The following is a 20789-nucleotide window of genomic DNA, read 5'->3' on the forward strand; positions in this document are numbered from 1 at the left end:
CCCTTTTGCGTATCATGATACCTGTGAGGAGGCGTTCCAATGACCCATACGGATGAAAAGGTAAAATGGATCACCCGCACGGCGCTGTGCACGGCGCTTGTGCTGCTTGCGCAGATTGTCGGCAGGATGCTGCCCGCGGGGGCGGTGATCGCCGGGCCGTTCAGCATCAACCAGCTGGTGACCGGCTCGCTGGTCAATCTGGTCCTGATTTTGGCGGCGGCCAGCGTGGGACTCTGGTCGGGGGTGGCCTGCGGGGTCGTCTCGTCGGTTCTGGCGGCGCTGCTCGGCATGACGCCGGTGCCCTTCATCGTACCAGCGATCGCGCTTGGAAACGCGGTGATCGCCGCGGCGGCGTGGTTTTTCCTCGGGAAATCGCACGGCACGGGCCGGCGGGCGGCCGGCGTGCTGGTCGGCGCCGGTGCGAAATGCGCGGCGCTGTGGCTGACGGTTCCGGCGATCCTGGGGATGCTCCCCAATGTGCCGCCCAAGCAGGCGCAGATGCTGTCGGTGATGTTTTCCTGGCCGCAGTTTGTGACCGCGCTGGCCGGCGGCGCGCTGGCGCTCGCGGTCTATCCGGCGTTAAGCCGGGCGGTGGGCGGCCGCGGGGAATAAATATACGCCGTTTTTCCGCTGCGAACCCACACGCGATGCATAAGAACAAATTTTTATGCATATCTTTTCATGAGATTCCCCTGTAAAATTTGCAGGTTCCTTTGACAATTGCTGTCGAATGGGGTAAGATAAAGAGGAGCCTTGGGAAATTTTGAGGAGGTTATTTCGTGAACAAAAAAACGACCGGTATTGTCGCGTACATCACCTGGATCGGCTGGATCATCGCGTTTTTCGCGGGCGACAAGGAGGGTGCGAAGTTCCACCTGAATCAGGCCCTTGTCATTTTCCTGGCTGGCATCGTGTGCAGCATCATCGCCCGGATCACCATCGTCGGTGCGATCATCGGCGGAATCGCCAGCATCGTGGTGTTCATTTTCTGGATCATGGGCCTTGTCGCCGCCTGCAAAGAGGAAGAGAAAGAGGTTCCTCTGCTCGGCAAAATCAAACTCCTGAAATAAGATTTCTGCGGCGTTTATCCACTATTTCGTCCCAAGGAATCATGCGCTCCGCGTAAGCGGCGCGAACATCGCCCGGCGGGAAACCGCCGGGCTTCGGTTTTGTCCGGACGCATCCCGTCTCCGGACACGTCGTGAAATACCAAAACAGGCCGGAACGGCGCCGCATCCGCGGCGCCGTTCCGGCCTGTTTTTTTGATTGCTTAACGGGACCGATCCGTGTGACGGTTCGCGCCTCAGGTAAGCGCGACGAAGGCGTTATGCTCACGCGGGCTTTCCTGGCTTCCTTTCACCAGCGCCAGCGCGATCTGGTTACGCGATTCGACAAGCTGCATGTTCAAAAGCTCGGATGCCTTCGCCTCGTCCTGGCAGGCCAGCGCCTCGAGAATGTCGATGTGCTGCTGGGCGACGTAGAGAAGGTCGTTGCTGGAGGGCCAGATGATGGAATCCTCACAGATGTCCCAGAAAGCGGTCAGCAGCTGCTTGAAAAACAGGTTTCCCGTGCAGGCGAAGAGGGTGCAGTGGAAATCCCGGTCGAAGCTTTCAAACGACTCGCCGGCCTGGGCGCATTTGAGCATCGCGTCGGTATGGTGGCGCAGCTGCAAAAGGTCGTCCGGCCGCAGGTTCTGCATGGCGATGGGGAGCGACGAGAGCTCCAGACATTTCCGGATCTCGAAAAAGTCGAGCAGCAGAGACGGCCGGCACTTGATGAACGGGGCCCAGATGTTTTTGATCTGGACGCCCAAATCCGGAAACTGCGCATAGCGGCCGCTGCCCTGCTGCGAAACGATGATGCCGTTGACGGCATAGGCGTTCAAAATTTCGCGCAAAGCAAACCGGTTGATCTGGAAACGCTCCATCAACTCCTGTTCCGTGGGGAGCTTCTTGTGCTCGTCGATGCACTCCATAATCAATTCCGCGATCTGATCGTTTATGAAATTGTTCGATCCCGTTGTGTCTGGCATGGTGTGATAGATGTTCCTCTCAACAAAAATTTGGACGGCAGCGAATAGAAAAAATGGACAGAGCGATCTTCTCAAATTAGTATAACCTATTTCCATAAAAAATCAATAGCGAGTAATGAATAAAATAAATATATCAATCAATTTAAAAAACGCCCGCAACAAATCCCAATAGATGGAAAATCAAGGTGTTTTTGTTAGATAGAGGAGGGGGCGGTGTTTTTGACGGCGCCTCTCTTTTTACCAGTGGTCAGCGGGGTGATATCGGGTGGCGGGAGGAGGGTCTCGTTCAAATTTGAAAAAAGAGCCGAAAAGCCTCCGTGAAACAGTTATTAAAAACTATTGCATTCCGGTAAATAAATTATACTTCAAAGAAAATAAATGTCAATCAATATTTGATATAATGTCAATGTATAAAAATAACATTTGCAAATTTATTGACTGATTAATGCTTCTAAAACGCCTACATTATTATGCAAAATAGACGATTTACCATAATATTGACAAAATATCATAGTTAAAGTGGATGAAAACCTAGAACCGGGTTTGGCGAAAAGGCTGAAATATCAAATAAATTCGTAAAAAAATCAAAAATTGATTGAACTATTCCAAGTATTTAGCTATAATTGTGACACGAAATACCTGAAATTTATTTCGGGGAAAAATGAAAAGGAGATTGAAAGATGTTTAAGAAATTTTTGGCGGTAGTGCTTGCAATGGCAATGCTGGTTTCTCTCAGCGCATGCGCTACGAACAACGCGGCCCCCGAGTCAACGAATGAGGCGATTCCCGAGTCCGCAGCCGATTCTGCGGTCGAGCCCGCGGCCGAACCCGCCGCGGAAGGCAATGTCGGCTGGAACGGCAAGCCCGTGAAGGCCAAAGAGGATATCGTCATCGGCGTCTCCTGGAAAACGCAGCAGGAAGAGCGCTGGGTGAAGGAGCTCAACGTTATCAAGCAGGTCTGCAAGGACCAGGGCGTCGAGCTGATCTATCAGGTCGCTGAGAATGACGCGCAGAAGCAGGCCGGTCAGATCGAGAACCTGGTCGCGCAGGGGATCGACATCCTGATCGCACAGTGCAATGAGCCCGGCGCCATCACCAACGCCATGAAGGCCGCCCACGACGAAGGCGTCCTGGTTTGCTACTACGAGCCGGTCATGGGCGACACCTACGCCGACTTCACCGGCGGCAACGACTTCTATGAGATCGGCCAGCTGATCACCAAGACGATCGGCGACATGAACATCACCGGCAATGTTGCGTACATCTACGGCGATTCCACCGGCGGCACCGGCGTTGTGAAGTTCCAGGAAGGCATGCTCGACAGCATGAAGAACTGCGACGTGGAAGTCGTCGGCGAGCAGTGGACCACCAACTGGGATCCCGCGACCGCCATGGGCTACGCGGAGAACTGGATCGCTGAGTACGGCGACAGCCTGACCGCGATCCTCTGCATGAACGACGGCATGGCTGGCGGCGCGATCCAGGCGCTGGAAGGCGCCGGGCTTGCGGGCAAGGTCCTCGTCTGCGGCCAGGACTGCGACCTGCTGGCCTGCCAGCGGATCGTCCAGGGCACCCAGGTCTCCACGGTTGCGAAAGCCGGCAGCGAGTATCCGCAGCTCTTCACCGAAGCCTGCATCCAGTACTACCTCGGCGAAAAGACCGCGGCTGATTTCGGCACCGACGTGAACAGCGACGGCCAGACCATCCCGTTCATGAGCTATCCCGGCGTCGTCGTCACCAAGGACAACATCGACGAGACGGTCATCGCGGCCGGACTCTTCACGCACGAGGAAGTTTACGGAGAGTAACCCTATGAAATTTAAGAATCTGACAAGGGACCAGTTCATCCTGTCCAACTTTCCCTACATCGACTATTCCCTGGATTATGCGCTGGATTCCCTGCAGCGGCTGGGCGCCGGCAAGCTGGAGTTCTATGGCGCGGAGCCCCATTTCTGCATGGACGACATTACCAATGCGGACATGAAGGTGCTCAAGCGCAAGCTGGATGAGCGCGGTCTGAGCGTGGTCGAGCTTAACCCCGAAAACTGCGCCTACCCGACCAATCTCTCCTCCAAAAACCCCGCCACCCGCCTGCGCACCTTCCGGTATTTTGAAAAGGCCATCCGCACGGCCGGCGTCATCGACGCGCCCTACGTGCTGGTGTTCCCGGGCTATGCAAACATGGACGAGAGCATCGACGACGTCTGGAACATCACCGTGGATTCGATGGGCAGGCTCGCGGAGATCGCAAAGACGGAAGGCGTGACGATCACCTACGAGGCGACCACCAGGGATATCACCGTGATCACCGACCACAAGCGGATCATGAAGCTGATCAGCGACTGCGGCTCGGACAACATGGCGGTCACCATCGACCTGATGTGCCTGGCGCAGACCAACGAATCGGTGCAGGATGTCTACGACATCTGCGGCGCGGATAAGGTCGTTAACGTCCACTACACGGACGGCGGCCTGCTTCCCTCCGGGGCGTGGGAGCACCGGATCCCGGGCGAGGGCGAGCTGGATCTGGACGCCATGCTCAAGACGTTCGACGACAACCGCTACAAAGGGTACTTCGGAAACGAAGTCATGTGGACCACGGACCCGGCGGTCACCACGCCGGAACTCATCTGCGGCAAGCTGCAGAAGTGGTGGGACCAGCACTTTTAAAACGGCAGCATTTCGCACGAATCACTGAACCGCAAGAATTGTGGGGCTCCGCTCTTTTGCGGGTGGAGCCCCACAAATCATCATGAAAGGAAGGGAGGGGCGCACATATATGGAAGATTATGTCCTGCAGATGAATCACATCACAAAACTGTTCCCTGGAGTCAAGGCCCTGGACGACGTTACGTTTGACGTCCGGCGCGGGGAAGTCCATGCACTTGTAGGCGAAAATGGCGCAGGTAAGTCAACCCTTATGAAGGTCCTGAGCGGTGAGTATACCGATTATTCAGGCGAACTCATTCTGAATGGAGAAAAAGTCAGCTTCAAAGGCATCAAAGAGAGTGAAGCGGCCGGCATCGCAATCATCCACCAGGAGCTCGGCCTGATCCAAACCTTAACTGTATGTGAAAATATTTTTTTGGGAGATGAGGTCTGCCAGAGCGGTCTCATCGACTGGGATTTCGAATATGACAGGGCAAAGGAACTGCTCGACGAGCTGAAACTGAAGGTGAACCCCAAGACGAGGGTCGGAAATCTGGGCATCGGGCAGCAGCAGCTTGTGGAGATCGCCAAGGCGCTCAACAAAAACTGCAAAATCCTCATCCTTGACGAGCCGACGGCGCCGCTGCCGGAGGACGACTCCGAAAACCTCCTGGAGCTGGTCCGCGGCCTGCGGGATAAGGGGATGAGCATCATCTTCATCTCCCACAAGCTCGGCGAGGTCCTGAGCATCGCCGATACGGTCACAATCCTGCGCGACGGCCAGACGGTGGAAACCAGGCCGGCGAAGGAATATTCCCAGGACACGCTGATCAGCGGCATGGTCGGCCGCGAGCTCAAGACCCTTTTCGAGCCGCGCAGCTGCCCGATCGGGGAGGTGGCGCTGAAGGTTTCCGACTGGTCGGTATTCGACGGCATCAACAACAAATGGATCGTCCGGGACATCAACCTCGAGGTCCGCGAGGGCGAAGTCATCGGCCTGGCGGGAATGATCGGCGCGGGACGCACCGAGCTGGGGATGAGCATCTTCGGCGCGCTCGATGACGCCATCACCGGAAAGCTCGAATACAGGGGCAGGCAGAGGCAGCGCTTCAAGAATTCCAACGAGGCGATCAAGGCCGGCGTGTTCTATTCCTCGGAGGACCGCAAGCGCTACGGGCTTGTCCTGACCTCGGACATCGCCTATAACGCTTCGCTCTCCAGTCTTGACAAGTACATCAACAACGGCCTTTTCATCAACCGCGACAAAGAGTACGGCAAAGTGAAAGAGATGGTCAAAAAGCTGCGGATCAAGACGCCGTCCATTCTCCAGAGGGCGGGCAACCTCTCGGGCGGAAACCAGCAGAAGGTCTGCCTGGCCAAGGCCCTCATGACGGAGCCGAAGGTCCTGATTCTGGACGAGGCGACCAGGGGCATCGACATCGGCGCCAAGACGGAGATCTACCAGCTGATCAACCAGATGGCGGCCCAGGGGATCGCGGTCATCATGATCTCCTCCGAGCTGCCGGAGATCCTCGGGATAAGCGACCGCATCTACGTCATGCGGGAGGGCAGGATCAGCGCAGAATTTGATAATTCGGCGAGAAATATCACTCAGGAAGATGTGGCTTTGGCTGCAACGGGAGGCGTTACGACATGACGAAAACCAAGAAAAAAGTCGACTTGTTTGCCCTGTTTTACCAGAACAGCCTGGTTCTGGAGGCAATCGTTATCTTCGGGCTCTTTCAGATCTTTACGGGCGGCATGTTCTTGACTGTCCGCAACCTGTCGAACCTTCTGATGCAGGGTGCGACATGCTCGATCATCGCCATCACCATGTGCCTGGTCATCATCACGGGCAACGCGGACCTTTCCGCGGGCCGTTACCTCGGCATGCTCGCGATGGTCGCGGCGCTGATCCAGGTCAACTACGGCTCGGTGCCGTCGATCGTGGTGGTCCTGATCGTCTTTGCGATCGCGATCATCACCGGCCTGTGGCACGGCTTCTGGGTCGGCTACATGAAGCTGCCGGCGTTCATCATCACCCTGGCCACCCAGCTGGTCTTCCTCGGGATCAACCAGTATATCAGCGACGGGCGCATGGTCGGCCCGGTCAAGGGGATCATCGCGGAGATGGGCAACGGCTACATGCCCTCGATCAGCGGGACGCACAATGACACCACGCTGATTCTGGGCGCCCTGATCATCATCGCCTACATCGCCTTTACGGTGGCGAAGGAAAAGAAGAGCATCAAGCAGGGCCTCAGCGAGAAAAACTGGATGAAGCTCGTTCCCAAGATGGCGCTCATCGCGATCCTCGCGGCGGTCGTCACGGTCATCCTCTACAGCTACAAGGGCTTTGCCTATGCGATGATCATCCTGTTTGTGCTGACGATCATCGTTTCGTACGTCAGCAACAACACCAAGTTCGGCCGGTACGTCTACGCGATCGGCGGCAACAAGGACGCGGCGGCCCTCTCCGGCATCAACGTCTCCAAGGAGCTCTTAAAGCTCTATGTCCTCCATGCGGTCGTGGTTGCGACGGCGGCCCTCGTATATGTGGGGCGTTTGAGCGCGGCGACCACCGCGGGCGGCAATGGGTATGAGTTCACCGCCATCACGGGCTGCGTGGTCGGCGGCACCGCAATCACGGGCGGACGCGGCACCGTGGCCGGCGCCGTCGCCGGCACGCTGATCATGGCGGCGCTCGACAACGGCATGAGCCTGATGAACCTTGACCCGGCGTTCCAGTACATTGTCCGCGGCGGCGTTCTGCTGTTTGCAATCGCCCTCGACGCCTATGCAAGCAACAGGAAGGCCAGGACCGTTCAGGCAGTTTAATCGTACAGGAGAGATATGATATGCAAAACAGTAAGATTCGGGATATCAAAGTGCATCTTGTATCCAAGCCGATTTCAGGCGGCTTTGCGGATGCGACAAGAAAGGTCGAGACCGTCGGCTTCACAATCGTCCGCATTACGACGGACGACGGAATCGAGGGCTTTGGCGTAACCTACCACGAGGTCGGCGGCGAGGCCACCAAGCTGATGATCGAAAAGAACATCAAGCCCAAGCTGATCGGCAGGGACCCGTTTGAGACGGAGGTCATCTGGAACGAACTCGTAGCCTACCTCCGCGGCGTGGGCCGCAAAGGCCTGATGTTCTGCGCCCTCTCGGCGATCGACATCGCGCTGTGGGACCTCAAGGGCAAGATCCTCAACATGCCTCTTTATAAGATGTTCGGCGGCACCGAGACCAAAATTCCCGTTTACGGGAGCGGCGGGTGGACCTCCTACTCGGACGAGGAGCTCGTGGAAGAGATGGTCAATCTGGTCAAGGCCGACGGATACTCGAAGATCAAATTCAAAGTCGGCGTGGAAGGCGGGCACAACACCAACCGCGACCTGGAGCGGGTCCGCAAGGTGCGCGAGGCCGTGGGGCCGGAGATCGGCATCATGCTGGACGCGAACAACTGCTGGGACGCGGCGACGGGCGCGCGGTTCGCCAACCGGGTCAAGGACTACGACGTCATGTTCCTCGAGGAGCCGGTCTTTGCCGACGACATCCCGGGCCTCATCAAATTTAAGAACTCCACCGACCTCCCGCTCGCGACCGGCGAGCAGGAATATACCAAGTATGGGGCGAGGGACCTGCTCGTCAACGGCTGCGCGGACATCGTGCAGCTGGACGGGACCCGCGCGGGCGGATTTACCGAGATGCTGAAAATCGGCGCGCTCACCCAGGCGTTCAACGTGAAGTTCGCCCCGCACGCGATGGAAAACATCCACATCCACCTGGTCAGCGCGTTCGGCAACGCGCCCTTCCTCGAGAGGCTCAAGCTGTTCGAGGGGATCACGGCCGACACCTATCTCGACGCGCCGAAGCCGGACCACGGCTTCATGACGATTCCCGACCTTCCGGGTCTGGGCCTGAAGCTCAACATGGACTTCATCAACGAGTATGATGAGAAAATCTGACGCCTGATTGCAAAATCGGGCGCGCACAAAATAGCCGGTCCTCCCGCAGGGCGGAAAAACGCACCGATGGCGACGGCCCGAGCCGTCGTCATCGGTGCGGCGGGAAAAGTTCCGGCGTTTCAAGCGGCGGGGGATTCCGGTTGCGGAATCACGGTCCCGGTGTTGCGGTGACGTTGTCAATGAAATGTTTCGGTATTTCACTTGACAGCGTCATCTCTCTTCCGGGGCGGTCAATGGTAGGGGTTGTTTAACGCGATCCGGAAGAGCCCGTTCTGGTAGTACTGGTTATAGTTGGATACATACAGCAGCTCGGGCAGGTGCTGCTCCGGGATAAAGTGCTTGCAGCGGTCGAGGATCGGCCCGCACATGTCCGCGCTGAGGTTTTCCCCCGTGAGGACGCAGGTCTCGGGGTTCAGGATGGCGCAGTAGGAGCTGACCACCTGCGCGGTGCTTTTGACGATGGATTCCGGCCCCTGGTTCACGAGGTCGTAGATGTTGCCGTCCTGGTAGGGCAGGAAGACCACCTCCCCCGCAAAATTGCTCTTGCCGAGATAGATCTTGCCGTCGATGATGATCCCGGAGCCGGGGCCGCTGCCCTCAAAGAAGGAGACGACGACGAGCGCGGTGGGGGCGTGGCCATGCTCCCGTCTGGCGTCGTAAAGGCCGTAGGCGATGGCGTTCATGTTGTTTTCCATGAGAAACTCGCAGGGAAACCGCTCGCTGAGCTTCCCGGTCAGGTCGCAGCCGTTCAGGCCCGTCATGGTGCAGGAGTGGATGTGGTTGTTGTCGTAATAGCCGGGGATTCCGATGCTGACCTTTTTGATGCCGGGGTCCTTTTCGAGCAGAGAGCCGAGCAGCTCCTCGAAGCTTTCGTAGGTCACGTCCTCCAGCCACACCTGGTTCTGCTCGACCGAGTTGCCGAGCAGGTCGAACACCGAATAGAACAGGTAGCGCTGGCTCCCGGCGGACGAGGGGAAGACGCAGCAGATGTGGGCGTAATCCCGGTTGTATGCGTATTTGGCGGCGGGGCGGCCGATCGTCGAGGAGACGTTGCCGATGGCCACGATCTCCCCGGCCTCGCAGAGCATGTTGAGGATGCTGTTCGTGGTGGCGATGCTGAGCCCCGTGGCCTGGGCGACGGAATGCTTCGTGAACTCCACGGAGCTGTGGATGACGTCGCGGACCAGGGCGATGTTGTGCTCCTTCACCTGATTGACGGTACTGACTTTACTCATATCATTCACCTTCGCGATTATTCTAGATATTATTATAAGACAAAATAATAAGTATTGCAAGAGAAACCGACCAGGAAAACAAACTGTTAATGCAGTTTCGTCATAAGTCCCAGGAAGACATAGGAGGTAAAGAAATGAAAGCAGTTGCAAAAACAGCGTACGGACCGTTCCATCTGGAGTACACGGACGTCCCCAACCCGGTGTGCGGCGACAACGACATCGTCCTCAAGGTGAAGGCGGCGGGCATCTGCGGCTCGGATATGCCGCTCCTGTACGGCCCGGATGAGGCGAAATACAAAAACTACACCTACCCGATGGTCATCGGGCATGAATTCGCGGGCGAGGTCTATGAGGTGGGCAGGAACGTCACCGGCTGGAAGGTCGGCGACCGGGTGGTTTCGGACAACACCGGCTACGTGTGCGGCCACTGCCCGGCCTGCGAGACGGGCAATTTCCTGCTCTGCCCCGAGCGCAAGGGCATCGGCGGCGACATGGACGGCGGCATGGCCGAGTACGTGCGGATTCCGGGGGTCGTCCTCCAGCGGGACCCCGCCAGCATCCGCCGGATTCCCGACAACATGCCGTTTGAGCACGCGGCGGTCATGGACCCCATCTGCAACGCGTACAAAGCCATCGTACAGGAGGCGAAGGTCCTTCCGGGCGACAACGTGGTGATCTACGGCAACGGCCCGCTGGGGCTGTTCAGCGTGCTGATCGCCCGGCTGATCAACGCGGCGCGGATCATCGTGATCGGCACCAGAAGGAGCGCCCCCACGAGGAACCCGATCTGCGAGGAGCTGGGCGCCACCGACATCCTGATGGCGGACGACCCGGATGTCGTCAGGAAGGTGAAGGAGATCTGTGGGGAAGACGGGGTCGCGGCCGTGATCAACTGCGCGTCGCGTTCCGCCAACATCCTGCCGGAGGCGGTGCGGATGCTGCGTCCGGGCGGCGCGTTCATCATGGTGGGCTACACCCGGACGGCGGTCTCCTATGAGGAGGACCCCGCGGACCTGATGGGCCACAAGGGCGTCACCTTCATCGGGCACATGGGCTATGACCACACCTCCTGGCGGAACACGCTGGCCCTCTACCGCGAAGGGCGGATCAACATGGACCCGATCGTGACCCACAAGCTGCCGCTCTCCAAATGGAGGGAGGGCTTTGAGATGTTCACCAACCGGGAGGCGGCGAAGGTCGTCCTGGTTCCTGAGCTGGACCAGTAAAAGGGAACGGAATGATGAAACAGTTTGAAGGAATCTATCCGGCGATCATCACCCCGATCGATGAAAATGAGGAGATCAATGAAAAGGCCCTGGCGCAGGTGATCGAAAAGACCATTGGGCAGGGGGTGTCGGGCTTCTACGTCAGCGGCAGCACCGGCGAATCCTTCCTATTGCGGGATGAGCAGCGGGTGCAGCTGATCAAAGCCGTCTGCGCGATCGTGGACGGAAGGTGCGACGTCATTGCGAACATCGGGACCTTCTCGACCCGTGCCAGCATCAAGATGGCGAACGCGGCGGCGGAATGCGGCGTAACGGCGATCTCCGCGGTCCCGCCCTTTTATTTCTCCTACTCCAAGCGGGAGATCGTGCAGTACTATTTTGACATCGCGGAGGCCTCCGGTATGCCGGTGATCCTCTACAACATCCCCAAAATGAGCGGCGTCTCCTTCGGGACGGAGGAATTGGTCGAGCTGCTCGCGCACGACGGGATCGTCGGCGTCAAGCAGACGACCATGGACCTCATGCAGACGGAGGCGCTGGTAAGGACCTGCCGGGACAAGGCCGTGTTCAACGGGCATGACGAAATCCTGCTTCCGGCGCTTTCTGTCGGCGTCAGGGCGTCGATCGGCAGCACCTTCTCGATCATGGCCGACGTGTTCGTCCAGCTGAAAAAGGCGTTTGACGCGGGGGACATGGAGCGGGCGAGGTACCTTCAGGGCAAGGGCAACGGGATGATCAGGACCCTTCTCGAAATCGGGATCTTCCCCGCCATCAAGGGCGTGCTCAAGCTCCAGGGGATCGACTGCGGCAACTGCATCAAGCCGTTCCAGCCGCTGAGGCCCGAAGACTATCAAAAACTCGAGAAGGCGCTCGTGGATCTGTACGACGGGGGGATCGCCTGACCCGAAGCCCCCGCAGCACCGGCCGGCCCGGAGCAGCCCGTCAACGGCTGCCGGGCCGGCTGGCAGCGCTTTCGATGATGAATTCGTATCGATAGGAGCCGCAAAATGATTGAACGCAGGTTGGGAAAAACGGGAATGGACGTCTCCGTTCTCGGTCTGGGATGCTACCAGTTCACGGAAGAATTCAACGTGATGCAGGACGCGGCGTATGAGATTCTGGACTACGCCATGGACAGCGGGATCACCTATTACGACACCGCTGAGATGTACGGCTGGGGGGAGAGCGAGGAGCTGCTCGGCAGGGCGCTCGCGCGCCACCGGGATAACCCCCGGCTGTGCTGCTCGACGAAGATGGGCTACTTCGAAAGGTCGGTCAAGGAGGAGTACGCCAACACGGTGCGGCAGACCTGCGTCGAGGCGTTCGTGGACCCGGTCAAAATGATGCGGGCGCTCAAGCACAGCATGTGGCTTTTGCAGAAGGACGTCATTGACATCTTCAATATCCACGAGCCCGACTGGCCGCAGTGGCAGATCGACTATGAGACCGCGTCGGGAGCCGCGATCGAGTTTTTGCTCGAGGCGAAGAAGGAGGGCCTGGTCAGGAGCGTCGGCTTCGGCGGATGGGACTACCACGGCCTCGCCCGGCTTGTGAAGTCGGGCAAGTTCGATTTCGTGCTCCCCGCGGGGGGGATGAGCCTCCTTTCAAAGCCCATCTACGACGAGCTCATCCCGGCGTGCGTGGAGCAGGGCGTGGGCGTCGCGCTCGGGGGCGGCTTCGGGCAGAACACGCCGTTTTTGATCGTCAAGGACCGGAGGTGGATGGAGCTTCTAAAGCCGATCGAGGACGAACGGGTCCAAAACGTCGTGAAGAAGCTGGAACGGATTTACCGGATTTCCGACGAGACGGGCATCTCCCTGCCCGAACTGACGATCCGGTATATCATAAACCACGAGGAGATCGCCACGCACGTCGCGGGCGCGCGGGAGCTCGCCCACGTCCGGCAGAACATCGAGTCGGCCGAAAAGGGGCCGCTCCCGCAGGACGTCTTCCGTGAGCTCGAGGAGGTCCAGGCGATCGGGGAGTGCCTGCCCATCTGGGACCTCAGGGACCTTTCACGCGAGCTTGTCAAAAAATTGGACCACTACACGGGAGGGAAAATCTGATGCTGCTTTACGCAGACTGCGCCAATATTGAGACGCTCAAAAAAATGGATGAGCTGGGGGTCCTCAGCGGGATCACGACGAATCCCGCCATCCTCGCCAGGGAGTCCGCGCCGCCGGTCCGGACGATCGCCAACATCTGCCGGGCGTTCCCCGGCTACCCCGTATTCGCGCAGGCCAACGCGATGGACTGCGGCGGGATGGTGGAGATGGCCGTATCCTACGCGGCCATCAGCCCGAGGGTGGTCGTCAAGATCCCGGCCTGCGTGGAGGGGTTCCGGGCGTTTCACAAAATCCGCGCCGAAAAACTGTTTGACAACGAGATCTGCATCACCACCGTGACGACCGCGGCGCAGGCGCTTCTCGCGTCCGCGGCGGGCGCCGACTACGTCGCCCCCTATGTCGGCGACATCGGGCAGATCGGCTACAGCGGGATGGACACCCTCGACGCGATCGTGGCCGTCGTGGCGGGCACGCATACGAAGGTCCTCGCCGCGGCGACGGAACGCGCGCAGGATATGACGGCTGCGGCCGCGCTGGGCGTGGATATCGCAACGATTACGCCGGACGCGGCCTTTGCCGCGCTGGAAAAACCGTATCCGGTCACCGAGTGGTATTTGAAGCTGTTCACCGAAGCCGCGAAAGGATGAGGAGTGGGACAATGGGAAGATTTCAATACGGCGTGTGCGAGTGGTCCCTGAAAGCGCGGGGCAGAGAGCTCTGCCGGATCGCCGCAGAACAAAAACTCGATTGCTTACAGCTTGGCGTCGGCGAGGAGGTGTTGGCGGGGCAGGGCCTCGGCAGCCCGGCCGTGATCGAGGCGTACCGGCAGGGGAGTGCGGAATATGGGGTGGATATCTGTTCCCTGTCCCCCCAGTTCGTGGACCAGTACAGCTTTACGATGCCGCAGGGCGCGGAGGAGGAACGGATCGCGGCCGAACTGGTCGACCGGACGATCGACCTCTGCGGGGAATTCGGCTGCAAGTCGTTTCTGCTGCCCGTGCTGGGCAAAAACGGCATCTGCGACGGGCCGTCCTTCCACCGGGCGGCGGCATATATCAAACGGTTCAGCGAAAAAGCCGCGGAGAGGGGCATTGAGACCCATCTGGAAATCAACCAGAGCGTGGAGCAGGTCCACAACCTCCTGGACGCGGTGGATAACCCGATGGTCAAGATCTTCTTTGATTCGCAGAACCTCTATGTGTACGACGGAACGTCCATGGCGCGGTATTTTACCGCGCTGGCCGGCCTGATCGGCGGCGTCCACCTGAAGGACGGCGTCGGCCCCATGCTTTCGGGCTCGCTGCTGGGGGAGGGGACCTCCGGGTTTTTCCGGACGGCGCGGGCGATCCTCGACAGCGATTACAAGGGGTGCCTGATTCTGGAAAGCGTCTATGACAAGGCGTCCGTATGCGGCCGGGGCGCCCCGGAGGAGCTGCTGGCGAAGGACGCCGCCCTGCTGCACAGGGTCTTCGACTGACCCTTTATTTTAAATTCGGGGAGGAAACGCATTGAAAGACAGGCTCAATTTGTTTGACCTGGCCGGCCAGAAGGCCATCGTGACCGGCGGGAACCAGGGGATGGGCAGGGAGGTCGCGCGGTATTTTGCCTATTACGGCGCGGAGGTATGCCTTGTCGACCTGGCGAAAAACCTGGAGGACACGGCGCGCAGGCTGGCGGAGGAGACGGGCGGCGTGTTCCATTCGGTCGTTGGGGACCTCTCCGCGTCCGGGGCGAGAAAGGCCGCCTACGACGCGGCGCTGGACTCGCTCGGCGGAAGGCTGGACATCCTCGTCAACTGCGCGGGCATCCAGATCCTGCACAAGGCGGAGGAGTTCCCCTTCGAGGACTACCGGAAGGTGATGGACGTCAACCTTGACGCGGTGTTCGAGCTCACCCAGCTCGCCGGCAGGACGATGCTCCCGCAGGGAAGCGGCAAGATCATCAACTTCGCCTCCATGACCAGCTTCATCGCGGGGCTCAACGTCGTCCCCTACACGGCCTCGAAGGGCGGCGTGATGCAGCTTACCAAAGCGTTCTCCAACGAGTGGGCGGGCAAGGGCATCCAGGTCAACGCGGTCGCGCCCGGGTACATCATGACGAAAATGAATTGGGAGTTCTTCCATGATAAGCAGGCGAGCGGCGGAATCTTCCGGAGGATCGCCATGGGACGCTGGGGCGAGCCGGAGGATATCGCGGCGGCGGTCCTGTTTTTGGCGTCGAAGGCCGCCGGCTATATGACGGGCGTCACGATGCCGGTCGACGGCGGCTTCCTCGCGATGGAATAGCACCGGGAATGGGAGGCTGGTTATGGGAAAATTGAGAATCGGGATCATCGGCTGCGGCTCGATCGCGCGGGTGAAACACGTAAGGGCGCTGTTACAGTTCCCGGACCGCTGCGAGATCACCGCGCTGGCGGATATGCAGCCGGCGGCGGCATACAGCCTCCGGGAGGACCTGCTGCCCGGCGCAAAGGTCTGCGAGGACTTTGAAGAGCTCCTGAACGATCCCGCTGTGGACGCGGTCCACATCTGTACGCCCAACCATTCGCACTGCGAAATCGCGGTCAAGGCCCTCAACGCGGGCAAGCACGTCATGTGCGAAAAGCCGATGGCCGAAAGCTACGCGGACGCGTGCAGGATGGTGGAGGCCGCGAAGAAAAACCAGAGGAAGCTCACCGTCGGCTACCAGAACCGGTTCCGGGACGACTCGCAGGCTGTCCACGCGGCCGCGCGCGCGGGCGACCTGGGGGAGATCTACTACGCGAAGGCGCACGCCACGCGCAGAAAAAAGGTCCCCACATGGGGCCGCTTCCTTTCGATGGAGGCGCAGGGCGGCGGGCCGCTGATCGATATCGGCACCCACGCCATCGACCTCGCCCTGTGGTTTATGGATAACTATGAGATCGCGTCGGTCACGGCCGCGGCGTTCAAGGGCCTGGTCGACGACCCGGCCGGCAACGTGTGGGGCCCCTGGGACCCCGCCAAATTCGAGGTGGAGGACTCGGCGTTCGGCTTTATCCGCATGAAAAACGGCGCGCTCCTCAGCGTGGAGGCGTCCTGGGCGCTCAACATTCCCGACGCGCGGGAAGCGTGCGTGACGGTGTGCGGGACGAAGGGCGGGGCGCAGCAGCTGCAGGGCGACTACGGCCCGGGCTCCTACCGGTGGAAGCTGGTGAAGGCGGAATACGACCGGCTCGTCACGGTCACGCCCGACGGCCCGGAAAAATTCATCCCGATGGGCGATCTGGCCGACGAGGTGCTCTCCCTCGCGCCGGTCCGGGAGATGGACAGTTGGCTCACCGATTTGGAGGGTGGCAGGCCGCACGCGGTGCGTGCCGAACAGGCCGCCGCCGTGGTCAGGGTGATCGAAACGATGTATGAATCTGCGAGGCAGGGCAGGACGATCCGCCTCGACTGACCAAAATGGAAGGAAGCGGGCCCCCGCGCCGTCCGGGGCGGAGACCCGCTTCCATTTCCGCCCGTCTCCGGCGAAACGCGGACAGGGCAATTACGGGCGCGGAGTCCGCGTCCGTAATTGCCCTGTGCAACGGGAATCCGTGCCTGCCGGGGGTTCCTCCGGGGTAGGGGGACCTATCCGGCGTTCGGATGGATGATGATCTTGATGACGTCCTTTTCGTGCATCACCCGGTCGAGGCCGTCGAAATAATGGTCGAGGTCGTATTCGCCGCTGATCAGCGCCTTGGCGTTGACCTTGCCCGCGGCGATGGCGCCCACCGCCCTGCCGAAATCGCCCACCTGGCTGAGGGAGGAGTAATAGGTGAGCTCCCGGTCCCAGAATTCACTGAAGGGGAAGCGGAGCGTCGGACGCTCGCCGCGGTAGTAGCCGTAGCCGAGAATCCGCCCGCCCATCTTCATGAGCCTGGGGGTGGAGTAGACGAGCTCCTCGGCGCCCGTGGCGTCGAAGAGGCAGTCGAACCCGAGCGGGTAGCGGGAAAGAAGCTCCTTCTCATGCTTGGAATAGTCGCCGCGGTCCATCAAAACGGTTTCGATCCCGAGCGCCTTGACCTTTTCCAATTTGGCCGCGGACGACGCGCAGACCACGACGTGGTTCGCGTTGCTGTGCGACGCCAGCATCGCGAGGATCATGCCCATCGGGCCGGCGCCCATGACGAGCACGTCGTCGCCGTAGCGGATGTTCATCTGATCCATGGAGTGCATGCAGCAGGCGACAGGCTCGGAAAGACAGCCCTCGTTGAAGCTGACGTGATCCGGCAGCCGGACCGCCTTGCCCTCGGCGACCTTCACATATTCCGCGAAGCCGCCGTCCGCCTTGTTCCCCAGGTTCCGCTTGTCCGGGCAGTGGATGAAATCACCTTTTTTGCAGTAATGGCAGACGCCGCAGGGAACGGTGTTGTCGGCGGTGACCCGGTCGCCCACCCGGAAGGTCGTGACGGCGTCGCCGACCTCATGGACATAGCCGGCGAACTCATGGCCCGGGATCAGCGGATACCCGGAGCAGCTGCTCCCGCCGGGCGCCTCGTGGTCCGCCTCGACGCCGTGGCAGATGCTGCAGCTCATCACCTTGATGACAATGTCATGGCTCCCGCAGACGGGATCGGGCATCTCGCGGATCGACGCGTTTTCCCTGAGCGGCTTTTCATAATACAGCGCTTTCATAGCTTTCTCCTTCCCAGTCGGGGCGCGGCGCGCCGGAGCGATCAGGACTCGTGGTATTTTTTCATGGCGTACCGGAAGATGATGGATTTCTCCTGCGTCACCTCTTCCAGGACGGAGGACATGCACTCGCGGCTGTTCCCGCTCATCTTCTTGCCGCCGCCGAAGGGCAGCTCCTGCGCGCGGAACCCGCCGGAACCGTTGACGGCGACCATGCCCGTTCTTAAACTCGCGGCCACCTTCATGGCGTCCTGGAAGTCGTTCGTGATGACGCCCGAGCTGAGGCCGTAGTCGGAGGTCTCAGCGATCTCAATCGCTTCATCCAGCGTCTGGAAGGTGAAGATGGGGAAGATCGGTCCAAAGATCTCCATGTTTTTGCAGATATCCATATCCTTCGTGCAGTTGTCGAGCACCGTGGGCATGTAATACGCACCCCTCCGGACACCGCCGTACACCAGCTTGGCGCCCTGGCCGATGGTGTGCCGCACCTGCTGCTCGACCTCTTTGGCGGCCGCTTCGCTGATCAGCACGCCGAAGTCGGTCTCGAGATCCATCAGGTCGCCCTCCTTCACCGTTTTCAGGCGCTCCTCGATCAGCCGGGTGACAAATTCGTCCTTGATCGACTCGTGGACGATGAACCGTTTGGCGCCCGAGCAGCACTGGCCCGCGTTCCGCGTCTTGTCGCCCGCCTCGTTGACGGCCAGGTCCATGTCGCAGTCCGCGCAGATGATGAGCGGATCGTTGCCGCCAAGCTCGAACTTATAGGCGGTGAGGTTTTCGGCGGCATGCCGGGCGATCTCCTTGCCCGCCTCCACGCCGCCCGTGAGGTTGAGCTGGGCGATGCTGGGGTTGTCGGAAATCCAGTTGCCGACGGTGGAGCCGCGGCCGGTGACGCACTGCACGGCGCCCGGCGTAACGCCCGCCTCCACCAGAAGCCCCATGAGCTTTAAGACGGTGAGCGGATTGGAGGTCGCGGGCTTCACGACGATGGCGTTGCCCGCCATCAGCGCCGGACCCGCCTTAAACGCCCAGAGGGCGGCCGGGAAATTGAAGGGGACGATGCAGGCGATGACGCCGAGCGGCTCGTGCACCGTCACCTGGAGGTCGTCGTCGTAGCCGCCCTCGATGCCCATGGGCATCGTCTTCCCGTATTGGTGCTTGACGATCTCGATGGAGCTCTCGAACGTCATGTAGACGGAGTCGATCTCGCCGTAGGAGTCGAAGATCGGCTTGCCCGTCTCGAGCGTGAGGGTCCTGGCGAGCTCGTCCCGGTACTCCGTGAGGAGCTCCAGATACCTGCGCAGGATTTTCGCGCGCTCGCGGACGATGACCCGGTTCCACTGCTTCTGGGCCGTGACGGCGTCGGCGATGGCGCGGTCGACGTCCTCCTTAGCGGCGTTGGGCACCGTCTCAAGCAGCTTGCCGTCGTAGGGGTTGGTGACGTCGATGGTCGCCCGGTTGGCGGCGTCCACCCAGTTTCCGCTGATCAGCATTTTCATGGTTTCGCTCTCCTTTTCGATCATTGATAATAGCGTTTGCGTTCTTTGAGATAACTGTTGAACCGTTCCTGGTAGGCGGCGCTGATCGCCGGATTGGGAACAAAAGCGTCCGACACCCGGACCATCCGGGAGATGGCCTCCGTATAGCCCGAATAGAAGCCGATTCCCACGGCGCCCAGAATCGCCGCGCCCACGGAGGAGACCTCGGGATTCAGCACACGCCGCACCTCCTTTTGCAGGAGGTCGGATTTGAGCTGGAGCCATTTGGAGGAGCCGGAACCGCCGCCCCCGCAGTAGAGGGCCTCGCAGGGAGCGCCGACCGTTTTTTCGATCCCCTCGGCCACCTCCTTGACCCGGTAGGTGATCCCCTCGATGATCGCCTGATAGACGGCGTGGTTCGGCATGGAGGTGTCGAAGCCGGTGAGCGCGCAGTTCGTCTTGTCGTTGCTCATGAGGAAGGCGACGCGCGACGACGCGTCGAAGCGGATCTGCTCCTCCATCTCGGCGAACAGGTTCCCGCCGCCCCGGTAAATTTCGTTCCGGTACCAGGAGAGGTACCTGCCGGTGATGGCCGCGCCGTTGATGGAGTGGGTGTCCCGGGAAAACGCGCAGCCCAGTTCGGCGGGGGTGCAGACTGCCGCGGGAGCCCTGCCCCGCGAGAAGCTTCCGAGCATTTCGTAGGTCCCGGAAACGTCGCCGAAGATCCGGTCCCGCTCCGGATTGACCCCGAGCCCCAGAAATCCGCACTCCGCGTCGTGCGCGCCAAGGACGATGGGAATCTCGCGGGGCAGCCGGACATCGCCGATCCGGTCCAGACTTGCCAGGACGCAGGCGGAATCGTGGACCTCGCCGCCCGCCTGTGACACATCGATGCCGATGCAGGAGGCGATGGTATCCGACCACTCCTTCCCGACGACGTCAAAAAGGGATTTTCTGCAGGCCAGCGTGTAGTCGATGTGGATGCCGAGCCCCATCCTGCAAAGGAGGTATTCCTGAATGCTCAGGTAGCGGCGGGCCCTCTGGTACACGTCGGGCTCATGGCGCTTGAGCCATAGGATTTTGGAGCACAGGAGGGTCGAAAAACAGGGCCCGCCGGTGATGGCGCGGAATTTTTCATCCCCGACGAGGTAGGTGATCTCCTCGGCCTCGCGCCGGGCGCGCGTGTCGAACGCCATGATCATGTTCCGCAAGGGCTTCAGGTCTCCGTCCACGGGGACCAGCGAGTCGCCCATCACCGAGAAGCTGACGCACGCGATCTCACAGAGCCCGCGGCACGCCTCGAGGGCCTCGCGAAGGGAGTCCTGGAGGTTTTTCCAGATCGTGTCCGCGTCCATCTCGCACCGGCCGATGCCGGTGTTCAGCCAGAGGTTCTTCTTGGACGCCCCGGTGAGGATGCCGCCGTCCTCCAGATCGATGAGGTTTGTCCGGACGTTCGACGTGCCGACGTCGATGACGAGAACCGCTCTTTTCATCG

19 protein-coding genes are annotated in these 20789 nt (G+C 60.3%); 14 read left to right on the forward strand and 5 right to left on the reverse strand.

The window, feature by feature from the left end:
- Nucleotides 1–39 precede the first annotated feature (39 nt).
- Nucleotides 40–612 carry an ECF transporter S component gene (locus C1A13_RS01515; RefSeq protein WP_101548496.1) on the forward strand — a complete coding sequence of 191 codons (573 nt, stop codon included), beginning with the start codon at nucleotides 40–42 and terminating at the stop codon, nucleotides 610–612.
- A gap of 167 nt (nucleotides 613–779) precedes the next feature.
- Entirely contained in the window at nucleotides 780–1070 is a 291-nt protein-coding gene (locus C1A13_RS01520; RefSeq protein ID WP_101548498.1) for a hypothetical protein, read from the forward strand.
- A gap of 233 nt (nucleotides 1071–1303) precedes the next feature.
- Here C1A13_RS01520 and C1A13_RS01525 read toward each other — a convergent pair whose 3' ends face one another.
- Nucleotides 1304–2032 (reverse strand): FadR/GntR family transcriptional regulator, encoded by a 729-nt coding sequence (locus tag C1A13_RS01525; RefSeq protein ID WP_121587301.1) that lies wholly within the window; start codon nucleotides 2030–2032, stop codon nucleotides 1304–1306.
- A 680-nt stretch (nucleotides 2033–2712) separates the two neighbouring features.
- Between C1A13_RS01525 and C1A13_RS01530 the strand changes: the two genes are divergently transcribed.
- From C1A13_RS01530 to C1A13_RS01550, 5 genes are all read left to right on the forward strand, one after another.
- Nucleotides 2713–3840: a sugar ABC transporter substrate-binding protein gene (locus tag C1A13_RS01530; protein ID WP_101548502.1), complete on the forward strand. Its 1128-nt coding sequence runs from the start codon at nucleotides 2713–2715 to the stop codon at nucleotides 3838–3840.
- Nucleotides 3841–3844: 4 nt separating this feature from the next.
- The gene (locus C1A13_RS01535; protein ID WP_101548504.1) at nucleotides 3845–4702 is read left to right on the forward strand and encodes a sugar phosphate isomerase/epimerase family protein; all 858 of its coding nucleotides are present in this window, start codon (nucleotides 3845–3847) and stop codon (nucleotides 4700–4702) included.
- Between the two features lie 109 nt (nucleotides 4703–4811).
- Nucleotides 4812–6338, forward strand: coding sequence for a sugar ABC transporter ATP-binding protein (locus tag C1A13_RS01540; RefSeq protein WP_101548506.1), 1527 nt, complete (start codon nucleotides 4812–4814; stop codon nucleotides 6336–6338).
- Nucleotides 6335–7519, forward strand: a complete 1185-nt coding sequence (locus C1A13_RS01545; protein ID WP_101548509.1) for a sugar ABC transporter permease — start codon at nucleotides 6335–6337, stop codon at nucleotides 7517–7519. The genes C1A13_RS01540 and C1A13_RS01545 overlap by 4 nt, the downstream gene beginning before the upstream one ends.
- Before the next feature lie 20 nt (nucleotides 7520–7539).
- Nucleotides 7540–8655, forward strand: coding sequence for a mandelate racemase/muconate lactonizing enzyme family protein (locus C1A13_RS01550; protein ID WP_101548511.1), 1116 nt, complete (start codon nucleotides 7540–7542; stop codon nucleotides 8653–8655).
- Nucleotides 8656–8885: 230 nt separating this feature from the next.
- Here the strand turns inward: C1A13_RS01550 and C1A13_RS01555 are convergent, their stop codons facing one another.
- The gene (locus tag C1A13_RS01555) at nucleotides 8886–9890 is read right to left on the reverse strand and encodes an ROK family protein (RefSeq protein ID WP_101548512.1); all 1005 of its coding nucleotides are present in this window, start codon (nucleotides 9888–9890) and stop codon (nucleotides 8886–8888) included.
- A gap of 134 nt (nucleotides 9891–10024) precedes the next feature.
- On the opposite strand from C1A13_RS01555, the gene C1A13_RS01560 reads away from it, so the two are divergent.
- The 7 genes from C1A13_RS01560 to C1A13_RS01590 all read left to right on the forward strand — a co-directional run bounded on the left by C1A13_RS01560 (nucleotide 10025) and on the right by C1A13_RS01590 (nucleotide 16599).
- Nucleotides 10025–11116, forward strand: coding sequence for an alcohol dehydrogenase catalytic domain-containing protein (locus C1A13_RS01560; RefSeq protein WP_101548514.1), 1092 nt, complete (start codon nucleotides 10025–10027; stop codon nucleotides 11114–11116).
- A 14-nt stretch (nucleotides 11117–11130) separates the two neighbouring features.
- A complete protein-coding gene (locus C1A13_RS01565; RefSeq protein WP_101553161.1) occupies nucleotides 11131–12018 on the forward strand; it encodes an N-acetylneuraminate lyase in 888 nt (295 codons plus the stop codon).
- A 135-nt stretch (nucleotides 12019–12153) separates the two neighbouring features.
- Nucleotides 12154–13182, forward strand: a complete 1029-nt coding sequence (locus C1A13_RS01570; RefSeq protein WP_172439121.1) for an aldo/keto reductase — start codon at nucleotides 12154–12156, stop codon at nucleotides 13180–13182.
- Nucleotides 13182–13829: a transaldolase family protein gene (locus C1A13_RS01575; protein ID WP_101548518.1), complete on the forward strand. Its 648-nt coding sequence runs from the start codon at nucleotides 13182–13184 to the stop codon at nucleotides 13827–13829. Before C1A13_RS01570 ends, C1A13_RS01575 begins: the two co-directional genes overlap by 1 nt.
- A gap of 11 nt (nucleotides 13830–13840) precedes the next feature.
- The gene (locus tag C1A13_RS01580) at nucleotides 13841–14659 is read left to right on the forward strand and encodes a sugar phosphate isomerase/epimerase family protein (RefSeq protein ID WP_172439122.1); all 819 of its coding nucleotides are present in this window, start codon (nucleotides 13841–13843) and stop codon (nucleotides 14657–14659) included.
- 31 nt (nucleotides 14660–14690) lie between these two features.
- Nucleotides 14691–15467 carry an SDR family oxidoreductase gene (locus C1A13_RS01585; protein ID WP_242970796.1) on the forward strand — a complete coding sequence of 259 codons (777 nt, stop codon included), beginning with the start codon at nucleotides 14691–14693 and terminating at the stop codon, nucleotides 15465–15467.
- A gap of 22 nt (nucleotides 15468–15489) precedes the next feature.
- A complete protein-coding gene (locus C1A13_RS01590; protein ID WP_101548522.1) occupies nucleotides 15490–16599 on the forward strand; it encodes a Gfo/Idh/MocA family protein in 1110 nt (369 codons plus the stop codon).
- A 173-nt stretch (nucleotides 16600–16772) separates the two neighbouring features.
- Here C1A13_RS01590 and C1A13_RS01595 read toward each other — a convergent pair whose 3' ends face one another.
- From C1A13_RS01595 to C1A13_RS01605, 3 genes are read right to left on the reverse strand one after another with little or no spacing between them, the layout of a single operon-like run.
- The gene (locus C1A13_RS01595) at nucleotides 16773–17819 is read right to left on the reverse strand and encodes an alcohol dehydrogenase catalytic domain-containing protein (protein WP_101548524.1); all 1047 of its coding nucleotides are present in this window, start codon (nucleotides 17817–17819) and stop codon (nucleotides 16773–16775) included.
- 41 nt (nucleotides 17820–17860) lie between these two features.
- Nucleotides 17861–19315, reverse strand: a complete 1455-nt coding sequence (locus tag C1A13_RS01600) for an aldehyde dehydrogenase family protein (RefSeq protein WP_101548525.1) — start codon at nucleotides 19313–19315, stop codon at nucleotides 17861–17863.
- Nucleotides 19316–19335: 20 nt separating this feature from the next.
- Complete coding sequence (locus tag C1A13_RS01605) at nucleotides 19336–20787, reverse strand: FGGY-family carbohydrate kinase (RefSeq protein WP_172439123.1); 1452 nt, start codon at nucleotides 20785–20787, stop codon at nucleotides 19336–19338.
- Nucleotides 20788–20789 lie beyond the last annotated feature (2 nt).

The sequence above is a fragment of the Anaerotruncus massiliensis (ex Togo et al. 2026) genome (assembly GCF_900199635.1).
Classification (GTDB): Bacteria; Bacillota; Clostridia; order Oscillospirales; family Ruminococcaceae; genus Anaerotruncus; species Anaerotruncus massiliensis.